The organism is Vermiculatibacterium agrestimuris, assembly GCF_943193085.1.
In the GTDB taxonomy this organism is placed as follows: domain Bacteria; phylum Bacillota; class Clostridia; order Oscillospirales; family Oscillospiraceae; genus Vermiculatibacterium; species Vermiculatibacterium agrestimuris.
On sequence record NZ_CALPCU010000002.1, the window covers coordinates 23779 to 43564 of the forward strand.

At 62.6% G+C, this 19786-nt stretch carries 19 protein-coding genes and 2 tRNA genes; 13 read left to right on the plus strand and 8 right to left on the minus strand.

From position 1 onward, the window contains the following. Positions 1–35: 35 nt before the first annotated feature. The 7 genes from NFR87_RS01285 (at position 36) to NFR87_RS01315 (ending at position 8929) form a co-directional block, all read left to right on the plus strand. Positions 36–2042 carry a DHH family phosphoesterase gene (locus tag NFR87_RS01285; RefSeq protein ID WP_251445216.1) on the plus strand — a complete coding sequence of 669 codons (2007 nt, stop codon included), beginning with the start codon at positions 36–38 and terminating at the stop codon, positions 2040–2042. A 31-nt stretch (positions 2043–2073) separates the two neighbouring features. Then, positions 2074–2520, plus strand: coding sequence for a 50S ribosomal protein L9 (gene rplI / locus NFR87_RS01290; RefSeq protein WP_251445219.1), 447 nt, complete (start codon positions 2074–2076; stop codon positions 2518–2520). 158 nt (positions 2521–2678) lie between these two features. Next, positions 2679–4022: a replicative DNA helicase gene (gene dnaB / locus NFR87_RS01295; protein ID WP_251445222.1), complete on the plus strand. Its 1344-nt coding sequence runs from the start codon at positions 2679–2681 to the stop codon at positions 4020–4022. A 43-nt stretch (positions 4023–4065) separates the two neighbouring features. After that, positions 4066–5319, plus strand: a complete 1254-nt coding sequence (gene tilS / locus NFR87_RS01300; RefSeq protein ID WP_251445225.1) for a tRNA lysidine(34) synthetase TilS — start codon at positions 4066–4068, stop codon at positions 5317–5319. 5 nt (positions 5320–5324) lie between these two features. Beyond that, positions 5325–5867, plus strand: coding sequence for a hypoxanthine phosphoribosyltransferase (gene hpt, locus NFR87_RS01305; RefSeq protein ID WP_251445554.1), 543 nt, complete (start codon positions 5325–5327; stop codon positions 5865–5867). Between the two features lie 54 nt (positions 5868–5921). Beyond that, the gene (gene ftsH, locus NFR87_RS01310; RefSeq protein WP_251445557.1) at positions 5922–7757 is read left to right on the plus strand and encodes an ATP-dependent zinc metalloprotease FtsH; all 1836 of its coding nucleotides are present in this window, start codon (positions 5922–5924) and stop codon (positions 7755–7757) included. A gap of 56 nt (positions 7758–7813) precedes the next feature. Beyond that, a complete protein-coding gene (locus tag NFR87_RS01315) occupies positions 7814–8929 on the plus strand; it encodes a hypothetical protein (RefSeq protein WP_251445229.1) in 1116 nt (371 codons plus the stop codon). A gap of 68 nt (positions 8930–8997) precedes the next feature. Here the strand turns inward: NFR87_RS01315 and NFR87_RS01320 are convergent, their stop codons facing one another. The 5 genes from NFR87_RS01320 to NFR87_RS01340 all read right to left on the minus strand — a co-directional run bounded on the left by NFR87_RS01320 (position 8998) and on the right by NFR87_RS01340 (position 13068). Further along, positions 8998–10854, minus strand: a complete 1857-nt coding sequence (locus NFR87_RS01320; RefSeq protein WP_251445232.1) for an FtsX-like permease family protein — start codon at positions 10852–10854, stop codon at positions 8998–9000. Beyond that, positions 10844–11614 carry an ABC transporter ATP-binding protein gene (locus tag NFR87_RS01325; RefSeq protein ID WP_251445234.1) on the minus strand — a complete coding sequence of 257 codons (771 nt, stop codon included), beginning with the start codon at positions 11612–11614 and terminating at the stop codon, positions 10844–10846. The genes NFR87_RS01320 and NFR87_RS01325 overlap by 11 nt, the downstream gene beginning before the upstream one ends. Before the next feature lie 143 nt (positions 11615–11757). Next, positions 11758–12408, minus strand: coding sequence for an HAD family hydrolase (locus tag NFR87_RS01330; protein ID WP_251445237.1), 651 nt, complete (start codon positions 12406–12408; stop codon positions 11758–11760). Between the two features lie 64 nt (positions 12409–12472). Then, on the minus strand, positions 12473–12802 hold the full coding sequence (locus NFR87_RS01335; RefSeq protein ID WP_251445240.1) for a sigma-70 family RNA polymerase sigma factor: 330 nt from the start codon (positions 12800–12802) through the stop codon (positions 12473–12475). Positions 12803–12840: 38 nt separating this feature from the next. Further along, a complete protein-coding gene (locus NFR87_RS01340; RefSeq protein WP_251445243.1) occupies positions 12841–13068 on the minus strand; it encodes a hypothetical protein in 228 nt (75 codons plus the stop codon). 95 nt (positions 13069–13163) lie between these two features. Here NFR87_RS01340 and NFR87_RS01345 point away from each other — a divergent pair. The 3 genes from NFR87_RS01345 (at position 13164) to NFR87_RS01355 (ending at position 13824) form a co-directional block, all read left to right on the plus strand. Next, positions 13164–13239 (plus strand) — tRNA-Thr (locus tag NFR87_RS01345). A 2-nt stretch (positions 13240–13241) separates the two neighbouring features. Next, a tRNA-Tyr gene (locus tag NFR87_RS01350) sits at positions 13242–13326 on the plus strand. 123 nt (positions 13327–13449) lie between these two features. Beyond that, positions 13450–13824 (plus strand): hypothetical protein, encoded by a 375-nt coding sequence (locus NFR87_RS01355; RefSeq protein WP_251445246.1) that lies wholly within the window; start codon positions 13450–13452, stop codon positions 13822–13824. Positions 13825–14013: 189 nt separating this feature from the next. Here the strand turns inward: NFR87_RS01355 and asnS are convergent, their stop codons facing one another. Together asnS and NFR87_RS01365 are read right to left on the minus strand one after the other, a co-directional pair. After that, positions 14014–15408 carry an asparagine--tRNA ligase gene (gene asnS, locus NFR87_RS01360; RefSeq protein WP_251445248.1) on the minus strand — a complete coding sequence of 465 codons (1395 nt, stop codon included), beginning with the start codon at positions 15406–15408 and terminating at the stop codon, positions 14014–14016. A 70-nt stretch (positions 15409–15478) separates the two neighbouring features. Next, a complete protein-coding gene (locus tag NFR87_RS01365) occupies positions 15479–16339 on the minus strand; it encodes a DUF3021 family protein (RefSeq protein ID WP_251445251.1) in 861 nt (286 codons plus the stop codon). Positions 16340–16523: 184 nt separating this feature from the next. Between NFR87_RS01365 and NFR87_RS01370 the strand changes: the two genes are divergently transcribed. Next, the gene (locus tag NFR87_RS01370) at positions 16524–17603 is read left to right on the plus strand and encodes a PfkB family carbohydrate kinase (RefSeq protein WP_251445254.1); all 1080 of its coding nucleotides are present in this window, start codon (positions 16524–16526) and stop codon (positions 17601–17603) included. Between the two features lie 49 nt (positions 17604–17652). Then, positions 17653–18573 carry a pseudouridine-5'-phosphate glycosidase gene (locus tag NFR87_RS01375; RefSeq protein WP_251445257.1) on the plus strand — a complete coding sequence of 307 codons (921 nt, stop codon included), beginning with the start codon at positions 17653–17655 and terminating at the stop codon, positions 18571–18573. A 44-nt stretch (positions 18574–18617) separates the two neighbouring features. On the opposite strand, the gene udk is transcribed toward NFR87_RS01375, so the two are convergent. Next, a complete protein-coding gene (udk, locus tag NFR87_RS01380; protein WP_251445260.1) occupies positions 18618–19241 on the minus strand; it encodes a uridine kinase in 624 nt (207 codons plus the stop codon). A gap of 193 nt (positions 19242–19434) precedes the next feature. Here udk and secG point away from each other — a divergent pair, with 193 nt between their 5' ends. Then, entirely contained in the window at positions 19435–19671 is a 237-nt protein-coding gene (secG, locus tag NFR87_RS01385; RefSeq protein WP_251445263.1) for a preprotein translocase subunit SecG, read from the plus strand. Positions 19672–19786 lie beyond the last annotated feature (115 nt).

Sequence of the window (19786 nt, forward strand, 5' to 3'; positions counted from 1 at the left end):
ATGCCGTTCTCCCTCTCATTAAGGAGGCGTCTGACTTGCATAAAAAGAGCCTGTCTCATCTGTTGGAGCCCAGCTTCCGGCTTTACTTCATCTGCCTGGCCGCCTTCGCCCTGGCCACCGCCCTGGCGGGCCATTACGGCCTGGCCATGGCCGAGGCCGCCATCGTGCTGGTGCTCCTCCTCTACTTCCGGGGCCGCAGCGACGCCCGGAGGAAGGAGATCCTGGGCTACATCGAGAATATCACCTACAACATGGACGTGGTCGCCAAGGACACCATGGTCAACGCCCCCCTGCCTATGGTCATCTTCCGGCCGGAGACCGAGGAAGTCATTTGGTCCAATGACCGCTTCCTCCAGATCACCGGGGAGCGGGATCACCTCTTCGACCGAAAGATCACCGAGGCGGCCCCCGGCTTTAACACCCGCTGGCTCATGGAGGGCAAGACCCAGTGTCCCAGCGAGGTCTTCCTGGATGGGCGGCGGTTCCTGGTCTTCGGCCACCTGGTGCGCACCGACGACAAAAACGCCCGCAGCTATCTGGCCACCACCTACTGGGTGGACGTCACTGACTTCTCCCAGATCCGCGACCAGTTTTACGAGACCCGGCCCGTGCTGGCCATCCTCAACCTGGACAACTACGAGGAGCTGTTCAAGGGGGTCAGCGACAATGTGAAGGCGGCAATGCTCTCCGACATCAACCGCTGTCTGGACGCTTGGTGCGCCCCCACCGAGGGCCTTCTGTGCCGGTACGACCGGGATCACTACCTGCTCATCTTCGACGAGCGGTTCCTCCCCAGCTTTGTCGAGAAGAAGTTCGACATTCTCGATCAAGTCCACGAGGTAGTCAACCCCAACGGGCTGCCCTCCACGCTCTCCATCGGCGTGGGACGGGACGCGGAAACTTACGCCGACCTGTTCCAGTTCGCCTCCCTTTCCCTGGAAATGGCTCTGAGCCGCGGCGGCGACCAGGCGGTGGTGAAAAACCGGTTTAATTTTGAGTTCTACGGCGGCAAGCGGGCCAGCGACACGGAAAAACACACCAAGGTGAAAAGCCGGGTCATGGCCAACGCCATCAGCGAGCTGGTGGGGGACGCCTCCCAGGTGTTCATCATGGGCCATAAGTTCCCCGACCTGGACTGCATCGGCCCCACCGCCGGCCTTATGGCCGTGGCCCGGAAGCGGGGCGTCACCGCCCACATCCTGCGGGACAGCGACGCCAATCCTGCCGAGCAGCTTGTGGAGGAGCTGTGCGCGCTGCCGGAATATGAGGGGGTCTTTCTCTCCCCCGCCGACGCCATGGTCATGGCCGACGCAAACTCCCTGCTTATCGTAGTGGACACCAACCGGCCTGAGCAGGTGCTCTCCCAGGAGTTTTTGGAGTCGGTGAACAAAGTGGCTGTCATCGACCACCACCGCCGGGCCGCCAGCTACATCGAGGGGGCCGCCCTCAATTTCCACGATCCCGCCGCCTCCTCCGCCTCGGAGCTGGTGGTGGAGCTTCTGCAGTACATCCTGGAGCCCCGGGATCTCCTCCAGCGGGAGGCCGAGGCCCTGATGGCGGGCATCGTGCTGGACAGCAAGAACTTCACCACCCGCACCGGCTCCCGCACCTTCGAGGCGGCGGCCTTCCTGCGCCGGGCGGGAGCAGACACCACCGAGGTGCGCCGCTTCTTCAAGTCCGATCTGAAGCAGACCACCGTCCGCTATGAGATCATGAAGGAGGCCCGGATGTACCGGGAGACCTTGGCCATCTCCGCCATGGATCACCCGGTAGACCGCATCGCCGCGGCCCAGGCCGCCGACGAGCTGCTCACCCTCTCCGGCGTCACCGCCTCCTTCGTCCTCTTCCCCGGCGCCGACGGCCGGGTGATCCTCTCAGCCCGGAGCGTGGGGGACTTCAATGTCCAGGTGATCCTGGAGGCCCTGGGCGGCGGCGGCAACGCCGCCGTGGCGGGGGCGCAGATCTCCGGCAAAACCCTGGACGCTGTCAGGGCCGAGCTTCTGGCGGCCATCGACAAATATTGTGAGGACAACGAGACATAAGGTCGACCACATACAGAAAGGATGTTTTGACATGAAAGTCATTCTTCAGCAGGACGTGAAGGGCCAGGGTAAGAAGGGCCAGATGGTGGAGGTCAGCGACGGCTATGCCCGCAACTTCCTTCTGCCCAAAAAGCTGGCGGTGGCCGCCACCGCCGAGAACGTGAACACCATGCGCCAGCAGGAGAAGGCCCGGCTGGCCCAGGAGGCCGCTGAGCGGGCCGCCGCCATGGAGATCGTGGAACAGCTCAAGGGCTGCATGGTCAAGATCTCCGCCAAGGCGGGCAATGGGGGCAAGCTCTTCGGCTCTGTGACCTCCAAGGAGGTCTCCGAGGCCCTGAAGGCCCAGTTCGGCGTGGACATCGCCAAGACCAAGATCGTCCTGCCGGAGCCTATCAAGTCCTTCGGCACCTATCAGCTCAAGTGCAAGCTGGGCTATGAGATCAGCGGCACGGTAAACGTAGTGGTGTCCGAAGCGTAAAGCAAAGGCCTGCGAGGGAGCTTGGACTGTAGCGAGGCCGAGCGGAAAGCCGCAAAGCGGCTTGCAGACCAGGCCGAGTCGGAGGGAAAGCGACCGAGCGGCCAGGCCTTTGCGGCACGTGACATGGCAACCTATCATTTTCAAGGAGGTGAACCCACATGGACGAGCTTCTCTCCCGCCAGGCGCCCCACTCCGTGGAGGCCGAGCAGGCGGTGCTGGGCTCTATGCTCATCGACGAGCGCTGTATCCCCACGGTGGTGGAGGCGCTGAAACCGGAGGACTTCTACCTGCGGCAGAATCGGGACATTTTCGAGTGTATCTGCTCCATGTTCAACTACTCCGAGACCATCGACCCGGTGACCGTGCTGGACAAGATGAAGCAGAACGGGGTCTATGACGAGGCCGCCTCCTACGAGTATGTCAAGCAGCTCATCCTCATCACCCCCACCGCCGCCAACGTAAAGGAGTACATCGGCATCGTCCGGGACAAGTCCCTGCTGCGGCGGGTGGCGGACACCGCCGGGGCCATCTCCGGCATGGTGCAGGAGGGCACCGCCACCGCCCAGGAGGCTCTGGAGGCCGCTGAGCAGCGCATCTACGCCATCCGCCAGGGCCGCTCCGCTCAGGGCCTGGAGCACATCTCCAGCGTCATCTACTCGGTCTATGACCGGCTCAATGAACTGGCGGCCAGCGGCTCCGCTGTGCCGGGGCTGTCCACCGGCCTGACCGACGTGGACGCCGCCATCTCGGGCCTCAATAAGTCCGACCTCATCCTTCTGGCGGCCCGGCCCGGCATGGGCAAGACCTCCATGGCGCTGAATATTTTGCTCTACACGGGCAAATTCTCCGGCAAGAGCGTGGTCTACTTCTCCCTGGAAATGAGCCGGGAGCAGCTGGCCACGCGACTGATCTCCGGGGAATCCTTTGTGGACAACAAGCGGCTGGTCACCGGGCGGCTGAATGAGAACGACTGGGCCAAGATCGCCGCCGCCTCCGCCGCGCTGAACCAGACCCAGATCTACATCGACGACAACCCCATGCTGTCGGTGTCCGACATGAACGCCAAGTGCCGCCGGGTGGATAACCTGGGTCTGGTCGTCATAGACTACCTCCAGCTCATGACTTCCGCCGGCGGGCCCGGCCGCTCCGGGGACAGCCGCCAGCAGGTGGTCAGCGACATCTCCCGCTCGCTGAAGATCATGGCCAAGGACTTGAACGTGCCCATCCTGTGCCTTTCCCAGCTCTCCCGGGCCAACGAATCCCGGGCAGACAAGCGCCCCATGCTCTCCGACCTGCGGGAATCCGGCGCCATCGAGCAGGACGCCGACATCGTCATGTTCCTCTACCGGGAGGGCTATTACGACGCCGACACCGACGACCCCAACCTGGCCGAGTGCATCATCGCCAAGAACCGGCACGGCGAGACGGGCACCGTCCCCCTCCAGTGGCTGCCTGAGTACACCACCTTCACCTCCGTAGACCGGCGGCATGAAGAATACTGAGCACCGCCTCCCCCATGCGGAGGCTTTCGCGCGGGAGCACCATATGTTCCCCCCCGGCTCCAAGGTGCTCTGTGCCGTCTCCGGGGGAGCTGATTCCATGTGTCTGCTCCACTGGCTCTCCCGGCGGGAGGATATCACCGTGGTGGCCGCCCACTTTGACCACCAGCTCCGGGGCGAGGAGAGCGGCAGGGACGAGCGGTTCGTTCGCTCCTGGTGTGAGCAGCACGCCATTCCCTTCCACCTGGGCACCTGGGACGTGAGGGCCGAGGCTGGGCGCCGCAAGATGGGTATCGAGGAGACCGCCCGCGCCCTGCGCTACGGCTTTCTCTCCCAACTGGCCGTACAGCTCCAGGCCGACCGCATCGCCACCGCCCACAACGCCGGCGATAACGCCGAGACGGTGCTCATGCACCTGCTCCGGGGCAGCGCTCTTCCAGGCCTCACCGGTATTGAGCCCGTTCGATGGAAGTATGTCCGTCCCTTTCTCACCACCAGCCGGGAGGAGATCGAGACCTATCTGGCGCAGCACCGCGTCCCCCATGTGGAGGACAGCTCCAACGCCGACGACTCCTATACCCGCAACCGGGTGCGCCATCAGCTCGTCCCCCTTTTGGAGGAGATGAACCCCGGCTTCGTCCGCCGCCTGTGCGCCGCCATCCCCCGGCTGCGCGCCGACGAGGAATATCTGGGCGCTCTGGCCCAGGATCTCTTCCGGCTGGCACAGCGGCAGGGGGAGGACTTGACCATTCCCGCCGCCGCCATTGCCCAGGCCCCTCCTCCGGTGGCCGCCCGGACGGTGCGGCTGCTGCTGGCCGAGGCTGCCGAAGGAGACTGGGACTGTTCCGCCGCACACATCGGGGCGGTGCTCTCCCTGTGCCGGGGCGACAGCCCCTCCGCCCGGGTCTCCCTCCCCCATCAGCTCACCGCTCTGCGGGAATACGGCGACCTTGTCTTTACCCATTCGCCCCACCCTGAGCCCGTAGAGGAATTTGTCCCCCGGGAGGGAGACACCCCCCTTCCCGGCACGGACTGGCTGGTGAGGCTGGCCGTCCCCCCCTGGCCCGGGCTTGCGATCCGCTCCCGGCAGACGGGAGACGAGATCACCCTTTCCAACGGCCACAGGCGGAGCCTGAAAAAGCTCTTCATCGACCGGAAGATCCCCAAAGCGCTGCGGGACAGCTTTCCCGTGGCCGCCGACGGCGACGGCGTCATCTTCGCCGCCCCTTTCGGCCCCAATCCAGCCCACCCCCGTTACAGGGATATCCAAATTATAGAAACAAGGGAGAGAATGGAATGAACACCATGGAAGAGGACATTCAGAAGATACTCATTGACCAGGAGGCCCTCAAGGCCCGGGTGGCCGAGCTGGGCAAACAGATCAGCGCCGATTACGCCGGCAAGGAGCCTTTGCTGGTCAGCGTCCTGCGGGGCTCGTACATCTTCATGGCCGACCTGACCCGGAGCATCGACTGCTTCTGCCGGGTGGATTTTATGGCCGTATCCTCCTACGGCGCGGGCACCGTGTCCTCCGGTCAGGTGAACATCATCAAGGATCTCAGCGACTCCATCGAGGGCAAGGACGTCATCGTGGTGGAGGACATTCTCGACAGCGGCAACACCCTGAGCTATCTCATCCAGGTCCTGAAGGCCCGGCACCCCGCCTCCATCCGCCTGGCCACCCTTCTGGATAAGCCCTCCCGCCGCACCAAGCCCATCACCGCCGACTATGTGGGCTTCGAGGTGCCCGACGAGTTCGTGGTGGGCTACGGCCTGGACTATGACGAGCTCTACCGCAACCTGCCCTACATAGGTGTTTTGAAGCCCTGTGTGTATGAGAAAAACTGACCTTGCACTTCGCGCTTCCTTTAGAAAGGATGTGGTTCTCCTTTGAATAAGAAGATGGACGGAAGAGACCTGGGCTTTCTGGGCCTTGTCGTGCTGATCCTGCTGGTCACCGTCTTCGCCCTCCGTGGGCTGGACGCCTCTGAGTCTCCCTCCTGGGCGGACATCCGCTCCCTCATCGAGACCCAGCAGGTCAGCGAGGTGCGCATCAAGAACAACGTGCTGACCATGAAGCTCAAGCAGCCCTGGAAGGGCCAGGACACCGTCACCACCAAGCTCTATTCCACGGAGCTGTTCTATCTGGAGTTCAACGACACCCTGGCCGCCCAGGATCGGGCCGGCCTTCTCACCGACTACGACTATCCCTCCTCCACCACCGTCCCCTGGTGGGTCTCCTTCCTGCCCTGGGTGGCCATCATCGGCCTGTTCGGTCTTCTGTGGTACAACATGATGGCCCGGCAGGCGGGGGGCGGCAGCGGCGCAGGCGGCCCCAACCCGGGCCGGTTCAGCCGGGCCCGCACCCGCACCGCCGACGGCGAGGGGAAGAAGGTCACCTTTGCCGACGTGGCGGGGGCCGATGAGGAAAAGGCTGAGCTTCAGGAGGTGGTGGACTTCCTCAAGGATCCCCAGCGCTACCTGGAGTTAGGCGCCCGGATCCCCAAGGGCATCCTGCTGGTAGGCCCTCCGGGCACCGGCAAGACCCTCCTGGCCAAGGCCGTGGCCGGCGAGGCCGGGGTGGGCTTTCTGTCCATCTCCGGCTCCGACTTTGTGGAGCTCTATGTGGGCGTGGGCGCCTCCCGCGTCCGCGACCTCTTTGACCAGGCCAAGAAGGACTCCCCCGCTATCGTCTTCATCGACGAGATCGACGCCGTAGGCCGCCAGCGGGGCGCGGGCCTGGGCGGCGGCCACGACGAGCGGGAGCAGACCCTGAACCAGCTTCTGGTGGAGATGGACGGCTTTGCCGCCAACGAGGGCGTTGTTGTTCTGGCCGCCACCAACCGGGTGGACATTCTGGACCCCGCCCTTCTCCGTCCCGGCCGTTTTGACCGGCAGGTCTATGTGGGCGCCCCCGACGTGAAGGGCCGGGAGGAGATCCTGAAGGTTCACACCCGCAACAAGCCCCTCAGCGAGGACGTGGATCTGGCCATCCTGGCCAAGACCACCGCCGGCTTTACCGGCGCCGACCTGGAAAACCTCTGCAACGAGGCTGCCCTCCGGGCCGCCGGAGCGCGGCAGAAGTTCATCTCCATGGACGACTTCCAGCAGTCCGTCATCAAAGTCCTGGCCGGCCCCGAGAAGAAGAGCCGGGTGGTCATCGAGCGGGAGCGGAAGCTCACCGCTTACCACGAGGCGGGCCACGCTCTGGTCATCCACGCCCTGCCCACCCAGGATCCGGTGCATCAGATTACTATTGTCCCCCGGGGCATGGCCGGCGGCATGACCATCCACCTGCCCAAGGAGGATAAGTCCTTCCTGTCCAAGGCGGAGCTCACCGACCGCATCGCCGTCTGCCTGGGCGGCCGCTGCGCTGAGCAGCTGGTGCTGGGGGACATCTCCACCGGGGCGGGCAGCGACCTGCAGACCGCCAGCAACATCGCCCGGAACATGGTCATGCGCTACGGCATGAGCGATAAGCTGGGCAACGTGGTCTTCGACTCCGGCCACGACGAGGTCTTTATCGGCCGCAGCATGGCCCAGGCCAAGACCTACTCCGAGGAGGTCGCCGCCCTTATCGACGAGGAGGTCAAGGCCCTGCTGGACAGGGCCTATCAAACCTGCGAGACCATCCTCAAGCGGGACCGGGCCTACCTGGACAAGGTGGCCGGGTATCTGCTGGAGCACGAGACCATGGACGCAAAGACCTTTGAAGAGATGCTTCTTGCGGAAGAATAAGCTCCGGAGCGCATCCTCTCCCCCCACCGCCCACACTTCGGAAAGGAGGTATGCCCATGAAGCGGCGTTTTGGGACGCTTTTGTGCGCCGCGGCCCTGTTGTTGGCCCTGGCCATCCCCGCCAACTCCGTCTCCTCTGAGCCGGTGTACCTTCTGGCGGTGAACGACCGGATGTGCGATCTGCCCAACGGCACCCTGCCCATCTCCAACGGCGGCGTGATCTATGTGCCCTACACCGTCTTTGACAAGGACAGCTCGGGGGTGGATCTGGGGGTCTATTACGGCATCAGTCAGGATCGGGGCGCCGTCCTCACGCTTTACGCCCTCTCCGGCCGGCTCACTTTCACCATCAACAACAACACCTGTGTGGACGGCCAGGGCAACTCCCTGAACTGGCCGGCCATACTCCGTAACGGCATCCCCTACGTCCCCGCCGCCGCTGTGTGCGGCTTCTTCGGGCTCAATTACTCCTTCCTGCCCACCGCCGACCGGGGCACCCTCATCCGCATCACCAACTCGGCGGCCACCGCCTCGGACAGCAGCTTTTTAAGCTCTGTCACCCTCCATATGACCACCCGGTACAACAACATCATCCAAAGCCGGGAATCCCTCCCTGTCCCCGCCTCCAGCGTCTCCCCCACCCCCACGACCGCCCCCACGACCGCCCCTGGCGGGCAGGACAGCAAGGAGGATGTGCGGGTATACCTGGCCATTAACGCCTCTGACGCCGACAGCGACCTCACCGCTCTCTTCCCCTCAGGGGTGCACGCCCTCTTCCTCTTCACCCCCGACTCCCTCTCCGCCCAGAGCGCCCAGGTGCGCCGGGCGCTGGCCCTGGGCCACTCTGTGGGGCTTATCGTAGACGGGGATCTGGACGCCGCCCTGGCGCAGCTGGAGCGGGGCAACGAGCTTTTGACCCACATCGCCCGGGTGCGCACCCGCATCGTCTCCGCCCCGGCCGCCCTCACCGACAGCCTCACCGCCTCAGGCTGGGCCTGCTGGCAGAGCAACGTCACCGGCCAGAACGCCTATGCCCTTCTGGCCAATCTGGAGCTGCGGCAGGTGGTGGGCCGGGTGGATCTCATCCCCAACGCCACCGCGGTAAACCGGATCATGACACGGCTGCGGGAGGACCGGTACACCATCCGCCAGCCCCTGGAGACGGAGCTGTGACCTCCCCCTTAAGACAAAAGAGAGCGCAAAACCGCGGCATACGGTTTTGCGCTCTCTTTTTATTTTCTCTAGGCGCTCTTCCCGCCCTTCACAGCCCGCCAGGCCCCCAGGCAGGTACACAGGAAATAGCCGCCGTAAATGACCAGCAGGAACACCGCCGTCAGCAAACTGGCATGGACTGAGTCCACGTGACCCACTGAATAGATGATCTCGTTGGCCGCCCGCATACCCACAAAGGTGTGGATGACTCCCAGGGCCAGGGGAAGGAGGAAGGCCAGCGCCACCTGGGACACCAGCGCCTTCCGCCGCATCCCCTCCGGGGCGCCCAGCTTGCCCAGCAGCTCATAGCGCGCCGCGTTGTCCGCCGCCTGGCTCAGCTGCTGAAGGGCCAGCACCGCCGCCGCGGCGAGCAGGAACACCAGCCCCAGATAGAGGCCCATATAGAGCACCAGGATCTTGGCCCCCATCAGGTCGTAGTAGTTGTCCAGCTTGTAGTTCATCATGATGTCCAGCCCGGCGGGGAAGTCCTCCGCCTCGTCCAGGGACATGCGGACCAGGTCGTCCACTTGGGAGACGTTCCCGGCGTAATTGATATTCACCATCTGCCGCCGGGGCCGGAGCTGGGAGAGCATGGCGTCGGGGACCACCACGATCCCGTCGGCGGCGGGACCGTTGACGATGGCGTCGGGGGTCCGCCGGGGAAGGGCGTCCTCGGTCAGAAGGGGCAGCTTCCGCGCCTCCATCAGTTCGTTGTAGCGGCTCAGGCCGATGGCGGCGTAGACCCCCGCCTCCGGCCAGCCGGTGACGGTCTCGTCATTGTAGTAGACGGTGACGCTCTCCACCGAGGCAAAGCACGCCTGGGTGTCCAACCCGGCGGCCTGGAAAAGGGCGGGGATGTCCGCCTCCTCGTATTCTCCCTCCCGGCCGTAGTTGAGCACCGTCAGGTCGTAGGGGGTCTGGCCACCCACCGTGGCGGTGATGGTGTCGTTGAGCCCCACCGAGCAGGCGGTGACCCCCATGGCCAGCAGCAGGAGGATGGAGATGACCGTGTTGGAGGCGCAGTTGGTGTGCACCTTTCCGCTCCACTGCCGCAGCACGAACATATTGAGGCCCTTGTAATACCCCGCATGGCCCTTGGTCATCCGGAGCAGGAACCCGGACAGGGACCGGAAGATGAGAAAGGTCCCCAAGGTCCCCAGCCCCAGCATGATAAACCAGAGAAGGTCGATGCGCAGCAGTCCCCGGCTGAGAAGGATGGCGTAGGCCGTCCCCAAGGACACGACCCCCAATAGAAACAGGGCCACCGAAAGGGCCAGGGGCCGCTGGGCCACCTCCTCGTTGGTCCGCCCCGAGCGGATGAGGTCGATGAGCCTGGCCCGGGAGACAGAAACCCCGGTGAAGGCCATCACCAGCAGGAAGATGACCCCGAAGTAAAGGGCTGTTTTTCCCGCCGCCGCCCAGGAGATGGAGAAGGTGAAGATATCCCCGGGCGTGGCCAAAAACATGGCCACCGTCAGCTTATCCAGGGCCCAGGACCCCAAAATGCCCAAGGCGATACCCGAGAGGAGGGCGGCAAGGCCGATGAACAGGGTCTCCATGACCAGCAGCCGGGCCACGCGCCCCGTGGGCATTCCCAAAAGGGCATAGGTCCCCAGTTCCCTCTTGCGCCGCTTCATCAAAAACTGGTTGGCGTAGAGGATCAGCCCCGCCAGCACCACCGCCACAAAGGCGGAGAACACCCCCACCAGCACAAAGATGGCCTCCACATTGGGGTTGTTGTTCTTGGCCAGAAACTGCATCACGCTCTGGCCGTCCAAAGCGCTGAACACATAGAAAAGACATACCCCGAAGGTGAGGGTGATAAAGTAGACGGCGTAGTCCCGGATGCTCCGCCGCACATTGCGAAACGCCAGCTTACCGCTCATGGCCGCCCTCACCTCCCAACTGGCTTACCACGGACAAGATCTCCCGGAAGAAGCTCTGCCTGTCCTCCCCCTCCCCGCGGTGCAGCTCCTGGAACAGCTCCCCGTCCCGGAGGAAGAGGATGCGCGTGCACCAGGAGGCGGCAAAGGCGTCGTGGGTGACCATGAGGATGGTGGCGCCCTCCTCCCGGTTCAGCTGCTCCATCTGCTCCAGCAAAAGCCCCGCGGACTTGGAGTCCAGGGCGCCCGTGGGCTCGTCGGCCAGCACCAGGGCGGGGTGGGTCACCATGGCCCGGGCCGCCGCCAGGCGCTGCTGCTGCCCCCCGGACATCTGGTAGGGGAACTTGTCCAGCACCTCCTCCACTCCCAGCAGCCGGGCGGCCTGCCTGGAGCGGCTCTCCACCGTTCTGGGATCGGCCTTTCCTATGGTAAGCGCCAGGGCGATATTCTCCAGCCCCGTCAGGGTATCCAGCAGATTGCAGTCCTGAAAGATGAACCCCAGCCGCTCCCGGCGGAACTTACTGAGGGCCTTCCCCCGCAGCTTGGTCAGAGACACCCCGTCCACCGCGATGCGTCCGGAGGTGGGCGCGTCGATGGTGGACACGCAGTTGAGCAGGGTGGTCTTCCCGCTGCCCGAGGGGCCCATGATGCCCACAAACTCCCCCGGAGCCACCGCAAAGCTCAGGCCCCGCAGGGCATTGGTGCGGTTCCCTTTTCCGCCGTATGTCTTGGTCAGGGCTTCTACATTCAAAATGGGTTCCATCACTTGGCCTCCTTTTTTTCGGTGAAGCCATTTTAGCAGGGTCTGCTCAAGTTTTCTTTTCGATGGAGTGAAGAAAGGCTAAACATTTTCTGACAAAAAAGAGATCCCCGGACGCAAACCGCGTCCGGGGATCTCTTTTTCTCTCACACGCCCAGCCAGGCCTTCAGCTCCACAAGGTCTGGGGCGATATGTACATGGGGATAGGGCGCAAAGGCCGCGGCCGGAGTGACGCCGTTGAGCACCGCGGAAAAATCCACTCCCGCCGCCTGGCCCGTGGCCGCGTCGATGATGGTATCGCCGCAGTAGAGCGCCCCCGCCTTGTCCACACCCAGAAGCTCGACAGCCCGCTCCAGCCCCTCGGGATCCGGTTTTGGCCGTTTCACCATGTCGGGCCCCACCACCAGCTCCATCAGATCCATCAGGTGGTGGTACTCCAGGATCTCCCGCAGCGTGGAACTGCGCTTGCTGCTGATGATGCCCATCTTCACCCCGCTGTCCCGGAGGGCGTGGAGCAGCTCCGCCGCACCGGTGCAAAGCACCGTCTTCTCCGCCTGGCGGCCGCCCACCTTCTCTTGAAACAGCCGCCGGCACTCGGCGCGCCGGACGGGGTCTTTATCCCCGGTGAGCATGGTGTAGGAATCCTCCAGGATATAGCCCACCATCTCCCGCACCCGCTCCAGGCTGGGGACGGGAAGTCCCATCTCTCCAAAGCTGTAACAGTAGCCCTCGTAAATGGACTGCGTGGCGTCGGCCAGGGTATAGTCAAAGTCGAACAAAACCGCCTGATAATCCATGCTCTCCCACCTCATTTTATAGTGAGATGATTCTACCATACCTTCCCCGGTCTTGCAAGCCTCCTCACGCCGAGGCCTCGTCCAGCAGAAAGCGCTTGGCGCCGTAGCGCAGGCACCGCCGCAGGCGATCCTCTCCCCGCTTGATGGTGCGGGAGACGGTGGACTTGTCCACCCCCATCTGCGCGCCGATCTCGGACATCTTCATCCCCTCGGCGTAATAGAGCAGCAGGTACCGCCGCTGCTTTTCCGTAATGTCCTCGTGAAGGGCCCGCCACAGGGCGATCTTCACTCTGTCCAGCTCCTCGGTATTGGTGTTCTCCTCTGAGATCATCCGGGCGTACCGCGCCATGTCCGCCGCATAGATCCCGCCTCTTCTGTATCTGGTTCCCGCCATGTTCAACGTCCTCCTTTTCTCTTTTCCGTCTGCCCTTTTCAGAGGGTGTAGCGCTCATTTCTCCGGTAGCTTCGGTCGTAATACCGCTCGCAGATCACCGCCACATCCCGCACGTCCCGGCGCATGGCCTCCAAAAGCCGCAGGCGCTCGGTCTTCATCATCCGCTCCTCCGCCGTGCGTGCCGGCAGCTCGGACACCAGCTGGATCCGGTGCCGCAGCACGTCGGCCTGCTGGCGGTAGCTCACCGACAATTCCATTAACGTCATTCTCTCTCTCCTCTTTCCAAACTCATCAACTTTTTCTTGACAACCTCCTATGTATCTGGTAGAATAATTTCTGCTGTTGGACAGCCGCTTGACATGCTGGTTTAGCTCAGTTGGTAGAGCAGCTGATTTGTAATCAGCAGGTCGGGGGTTCAAGTCCGTCAACCAGCTCCAATGGAGGAGTTCCAGAGTGGCCAAATGGGGCAGACTGTAAATCTGTTGCGTATCGCTTCGGTGGTTCGAATCCACCCTCCTCCACCAAGTCGCCGTGGGCAATCGCCTGCGGCGACTTTTTTGCGTCTGCACCCCCGCCCCCGGGAGCGCCTTGCAAACGATTTCCAGATATGATAAACTGGGTACAACCTATCAGGAGGGGGTTCCGCCATGCCAGTTTTCATCTATTACATTGGAATGCTGCCAGTCATGGCCTTTGTGGTGTACATGTTTTACGCCAGAAGCAAATACAAAAACAAGGCCAACGCAGGCGCTTTTTTCTTTGAGGAGGGCAAGCTGGTGCTGAACACCGGCCTTCCCTACCCCATCCCCTTTGACGAGATCGACCGTGTGGAGCTGCACTACAATCCCTGGGAGCTGACGCACCAGATGTCTTTCAATTTGCGGATAAGGGTCGTAAAGACCACCGGAAAAACAAAGACCGTGTTTTACAAGGGGTACAAAACGGCAAAGCTGGCTACCCCGGCCGACATGAAGGCGGCACTGGAGGAACGAGGCATCCAGTGCGTGGAGGCGGTTAAATAGAACAGATGTTCTATTTAACGTAGATAGTATCACGGTTTTTCCTTGGAGGCAATACAACTAAAAAAATTTCCCGGAAAAATAAAAGAGGGGAAGTCCCATAACCGGGACTTCCCCTCCCCTTTTGAAAACAGAAAAAGACCGGTTGGACAATGTCCAGCCGGTCTTTTTTCTCGTCGTTTCTGTCCTGTCTCAGAAGTCCGCGCTGCCCACCGTGCGGGGATGGGGAAGCACATCCCGGATGTTGCTCACGCCGGTGAGATACATCACCAGCCGCTCGAAACCCAGGCCGAAGCCGGCGTGGCGGCAGGAGCCGTACCGGCGCAGGTCACAGTACCACCAGTAGCTCTCGGGATCCATCCCCAGCTCCTTGATGCGGCCCTCCAGCAGCTCCAGCCGCTCCTCGCGCTGGGAGCCGCCGATGATCTCCCCGATGCCGGGCACCAGGCAGTCGGCGGCGGCCACGGTCTTGCCGTCGTCGTTGGCGCGCATATAGAAGGCCTTGATCTCCTTGGGGTAGTCGGTGACGAACACCGGCTTTTTGAAATGCTGCTCGGTGAGATACCGCTCGTGTTCGGTCTGAAGGTCGCAGCCCCAGGACACGGGGTACTCAAACTTCGCCCCGGACTTTTCCAGGATCTCGATGGCCTCGGTGTAGGTCACCCGGCCGAAATCCGAGGCGGCCACGTGCTCCAGCCGCTCGATAAGGCCCTTGTCCACAAAGGAGTTAAAGAAGGCCATCTCATCGGGGCATCTTTCCATGACCTGGCGGATGACGGACTTGATCATGTCCTCGGCCACATCCATGTAGCCCTTGAGGTCACAGAAGGCCATCTCCGGCTCGATCATCCAGAACTCGGCGGCGTGGCGCTGGGTGTTGGACTTCTCCGCCCGGAAGGTGGGGCCGAAGGTGTACACATCCCCGAAAGCCATGGCAAAGTTCTCGGCGTTGAGCTGGCCGGAGACGGTGAGACTGGCCCCCTTGCCGAAGAAGTCCTGGGAAAAGTCCACCTTGCCCTCCTCGGTGCGGGGCAGATCCTCCATGTCCAGGGTGGTCACCCGGAACATCTCGCCGGCCCCCTCGGCGTCGGAGCAGGTGATAATGGGGGTATGAACATAGACAAAGCCCCGCTGCTGGAAGAAGTTATGGATGGCGTAGGCCGCCGCGGAGCGCACCCGGTAGGTGGCGGAAAAGAGATTGGTGCGGGGGCGCAGGTGCTGGATGGTGCGCAGGAACTCCACGCTGTGGCGCTTTTTCTGCAGGGGATAGTCGGGGGTGGAGGCCCCCTCCACCTCAATGACGTCCGCCTTCAGCTCCAGCGGCTGCTTGGCCTGGGGCGTGAGGGTCACCGTACCCTTCACAATGAGGGCGGCGCCCACGTTCTGGGCGGCGATCTCCTTATAATTGCTGAGCTTTTCCGCCTCCATGACCACCTGGAGGTTTTTGAAGCAGGAGCCGTCGTTGAGCTCCACAAAGCCGAAGTTCTTCATGTCCCGGATGGTGCGGGCCCAGCCGCAGACGGTGACCGTCTTCCCGCCGAAGGACTCCTGGTCGGCAAAAATTCGGGCGATGTGCGTACGTTCCATAGCAGTTACTTCCTCTCTACCTCTTTGTAGAATTATAAAGTAACCCTATTATAAGGAATTCCCCAACATTTTACAAGTCCTTTCTCATCCTTTCCCGCCGCCAAAGCCGCATCAGCGCACCCAGGGCGCTGCCCGCCAGCGGAAAGCAGAGGGCAATGAGGAGCAGCGCCCCGTCCGCCATATTGGAATAGAGCTTGGCCGTCAGGACAAAGAGGGAAACGGATATCACACAGGCCAGAGGATAGAGAGGACAAAAGCCCCGCCGCCTGCCCAGGGAATATCCGGAGCAGAACCCCACAACGGGCAGCAGCAGATGGGGATAGAGAAGGCCGGACAGGACGGGCACATCGTGGGCGCCGCACAGCCGCAGAACGGTGGGCACCGCAAAGCACAACACCGCGGCAAAGCCTATGTGGGGCAGGGTCTCCCGCCATTTCAGAGGGGAACGTCCGCCGGTGAGACCCAGCCTTTCCCGGCTCTGCCCCACTTCGGCATACCAGCCCACCCAGCGGCCCAGCCAGATGAGAATATAAATGAGGGTGAGGGGCAGCTGAAAGGAGAGGATCAGGCCGGGGAGAGGCTCATAGGTGAAGTTCAGCATCACCCAGGCCCACATGGTCAGAGTCATGGCTCCGAAATGGGCCAGGGAGCGGAGGAGAAGGGACTTTCCCCCATCGGCGAAGGGGAGGGTGGAAAGGCCGGCCTGGGCCCCAAAGAAGAACCAGAGGAGAAAGCCCAAGGCCGCCCCCAAAACCTCCGGCACGTTGGAGTTGAAGCAGAAGGTAAAGTCCAGACCCATAGGCCCGCCGAAAAGGGAGCCGGGCTGGGTCAGCCAGGACAGCAGTAGGTAAAAGGCCACCCCCAGAACGCCGCCGGTCATGGCGCGTATCACAGCGCCGTTTCTATCGTCAAACAGCAGGGCCTGCTTCATAGTCCCAACGCCTCCTTCCATTTCCTCACATTATAGGCTAAAAAGCGCCGGGCGTCCACCCTCTTTGGATATCCGGCAGTTTTGGCGGGATACTTGGATGGGATAAAATTTTCCATTCCCCCTTGACAAGGCGTATATATAAGCATATGATTATAACATAGGTAAACGCTTAGGAGGTGGCCCCATGACCCAGCGGGAGCGGGAAATACTCAACTGGATCGCGGAGAACCCCATGATCTCCCAGCAGGAGCTGGCGGACAAGGCGGGGATCACCCGCTCGTCCGTGGCGGTGCACATCTCCAACCTGACCAAGAAAGGCTACCTGGCGGGAAAGGGCTACGTGCTGCGCACCCCCAGCTACGCCGCGGTGGTGGGCGGGGTGAACATGGACATCGGCGGCCGCGCCGCCGCGCCGCTGGTCGCCGCCGACTCCAACCCCGGCAAGGTGCGTATGAGTCTGGGGGGCGTGGGGCGGAACATCGCCCACAACATGGCTCTGCTGGGTCTGGACGTGCGGCTGCTCACCGCCTTCGGCGACGACCTCTACGCCCAGAAGATCGCCGCCTCCTGCGGCGAACTGGGCATCGACATCTCCCAGGCCCTTCAGGTGCCGGGGGAGGCCACCTCCACCTACCTCTTCCTCTCCGGCCCCGACGGGGACATGGCGCTGGCGGTCAGCGACATGGACATCTACGCCCATGTGACGCCCGCCTATCTCCAAAGCCGCCGGGCCCTTCTGGACAACGCCCAGGTGGTGGTGGTGGATACCAATATCCCGGAAGCGTCCATCCGCTGGCTGTGTGAGAACGTGAAGGCTCCCATTTTTGCCGACCCGGTCTCCACCGCCAAGGCTGTGAAGCTCTCGCCGGTGCTGGGAAAGCTCCACACCCTCAAGCCCAACCGTCTGGAGGCGGAGCTTCTCTCCGGGGTGGCCATCACCGACGAGGCGAGCCTGGCACGGTGCGCCCAGGCCCTGCTGGATACGGGTCTCCACCGGGTGTTCATCTCCCTGGGCTCCGACGGGGTCTACGCCGCCGACCACAGCGGAGCCGTCCATCAAAGCTGCCTCAAGGCCAGCATGGTCAACGCCACCGGGGCGGGGGACGCCTTTATGGCCGCCCTGGCCTGGGCCTACCTGGAGGGCACCGGCCTTGCCGAGACCGCCCGCCTGGCCCAAGGGGCCGCCGCCATCGCCATTGAGGGCGCAGAGACCATCAACCCCGCCATGAGCGCCCAGGCCGTCCGTGCCCGGGCTGGGCTTTGAACCATTCCATTGTGATCCGATCAAATTATTATATATGGAGGTAATCCCAATGAATCTCAACAAGTATCTGGACGTTTCCCCCGAGGTGGCCGAGGCCGTCGCCCACGGCAAGCCCGTAGTGGCGCTGGAGTCCACCATCATCTCCCACGGCATGCCCTATCCCCAGAATGTGGAGACCGCCCTGAAGGTGGAGGAGATCATCCGGGAAAACGGCGCCGTCCCCGCCACCATCGCCATCATCGGCGGCCGGCTGAAGGCGGGCTGCACCAAGGAGGAGATCGAACACCTGGGCAAGAAGGGCCTGGAGGTCACCAAGGCCAGCCGCCGTGACCTGGCGGTGCTCCTGGCCCGGGGAGAGGACGGCGCCACCACCGTCACCACCACCATGATCATCGCCCACATGGCGGGCATCCGGATCTTCGCCACCGGCGGCATCGGCGGTGTCCACCGGGGGGCGGAGACCACCATGGACGTCTCCGCCGACCTGGAGGAGCTGGCCCACACCCCGGTGATGGTGGTGTGCGCCGGAGCCAAGTCCATTCTGGATCTGGGCCTCACCCTGGAGTATCTGGAGACCCACGGCGTGCCCGTCATCGGCTACGGCACGAAGGAGCTGCCCGCCTTCTATACCCGCAGCAGCGGCTTCGGCGTGGACTACGAGATCGACACCCCCGCCGAACTGGCGAAGGCCTTCCACGTCCAGAACGAGCTGGGCCTGGGCGGCGGCATGCTGGTGACCAACCCCATCCCCGAAGAATACTCCATGGATCCTACCGTCATCAACAAGGCCATCGACGACGCTGTGGCACAGGCCAAGGCCCAGGGCATCCACGGCAAGGAGACCACCCCCTTCCTGCTGGCCAAGATCAAGGACATTACCGGCGGGGACAGTCTGGACTCCAACATTCAGCTGGTGTTCAACAACGCCCGGCTGGCCGCTAAGACTGCGGCGGAACTGGCCAAGCTGTAAGAAAACAAAAAGAAGGCCGGAGCCTGTGAGGCTCCGGCCTTTTTTCATAGCTCTTGCTTTTCCATGTGCCTTCTGATGCGCTCCACCAGCATCTCCTGGGCCACCAGGTTGCGCCCGCCGGTGGGCACGATGATGTCCGCGTATTTCTTGGATGGCTCCACAAACGCCTCGTGCATGGGCTTTACCGTGTTCAAATACTGCTCTACCACCGAATCCAGCGTCCGCCCCCGCTCCTTCACGTCCCGGAGCAGCCGGCGCAGGATGCGCACATCGGCGTCGGTGTCCACAAAGATCTTAATGTCCATCAGCTCCCGGAGGGCCCGGTTTTCAAAGATGAGGATGCCCTCCACCACGATGACCCGGGCGGGTTTTACCTCCACCGTCACGGTGGAGCGGTCATGGATGGTGTAGTCGTAGGTGGGACACTGGATGCTCTCCCCCTGGCACAGGGTGCGCAAGTCCCGCACCAAAAGGCCGGTGTCAAAGGCGTCGGGGTGGTCATAGTTGAGCTTGCTGCGCTCCTCATAGGGCATATCCGAGTGGCTTTTGTAGTAATTGTCGTGGTAGAGCACCGAGATATCCGGCCCGAACCGATCCTTCAAGGTCTCCGTCAGGGTGGTCTTGCCTGAGCCGGTGCCCCCCGCAATGCCGATCACCATTGTCTTCATACCAGCGCCCCCATTTACCAGCATTTTTTATCATTATAGCATGCTCTTGTCAAAAAGGGTAGTATCACAGCGGCAAAATCAAAAAAAGAGGCTATTTATAATTCGTGCTTGCATTTTCCATCGGGGTGTGCTACACTATAATTCCTATCATATGAAATCACTTCGCCTTCGGGCGGAAAGGAACGATGAACCAATGAATATTCCTCAGCTGCTTCTCTCCATTGTCCTGTTTTTGCTCTCTTTGTTCCTCATCGCCGTCGTCCTGCTCCAGGAGGGCAAGACCGCCGGCCTCAACGGCGCCATCTCCGGCGGCGCGGACACCTTCCTGTCCAAGAACAAAGCCAAGAGCCTGGACGCCAAGCTGGCCCGCTGGACAAAGTGGGTGGCCATCGTCTTCATGGTGGTCTGTCTGGTACTGGCGCTGGTGTAAGCAATCCCCCAAAAGCCCTCCCACACGGGAGGGCTTTTTCTTTGGTCAAACCGCCCTCTCCCGCAGAAAAACTGTGGCCGGCTTTTAAAGCCTCCCAAAATTGATTACAATGAGC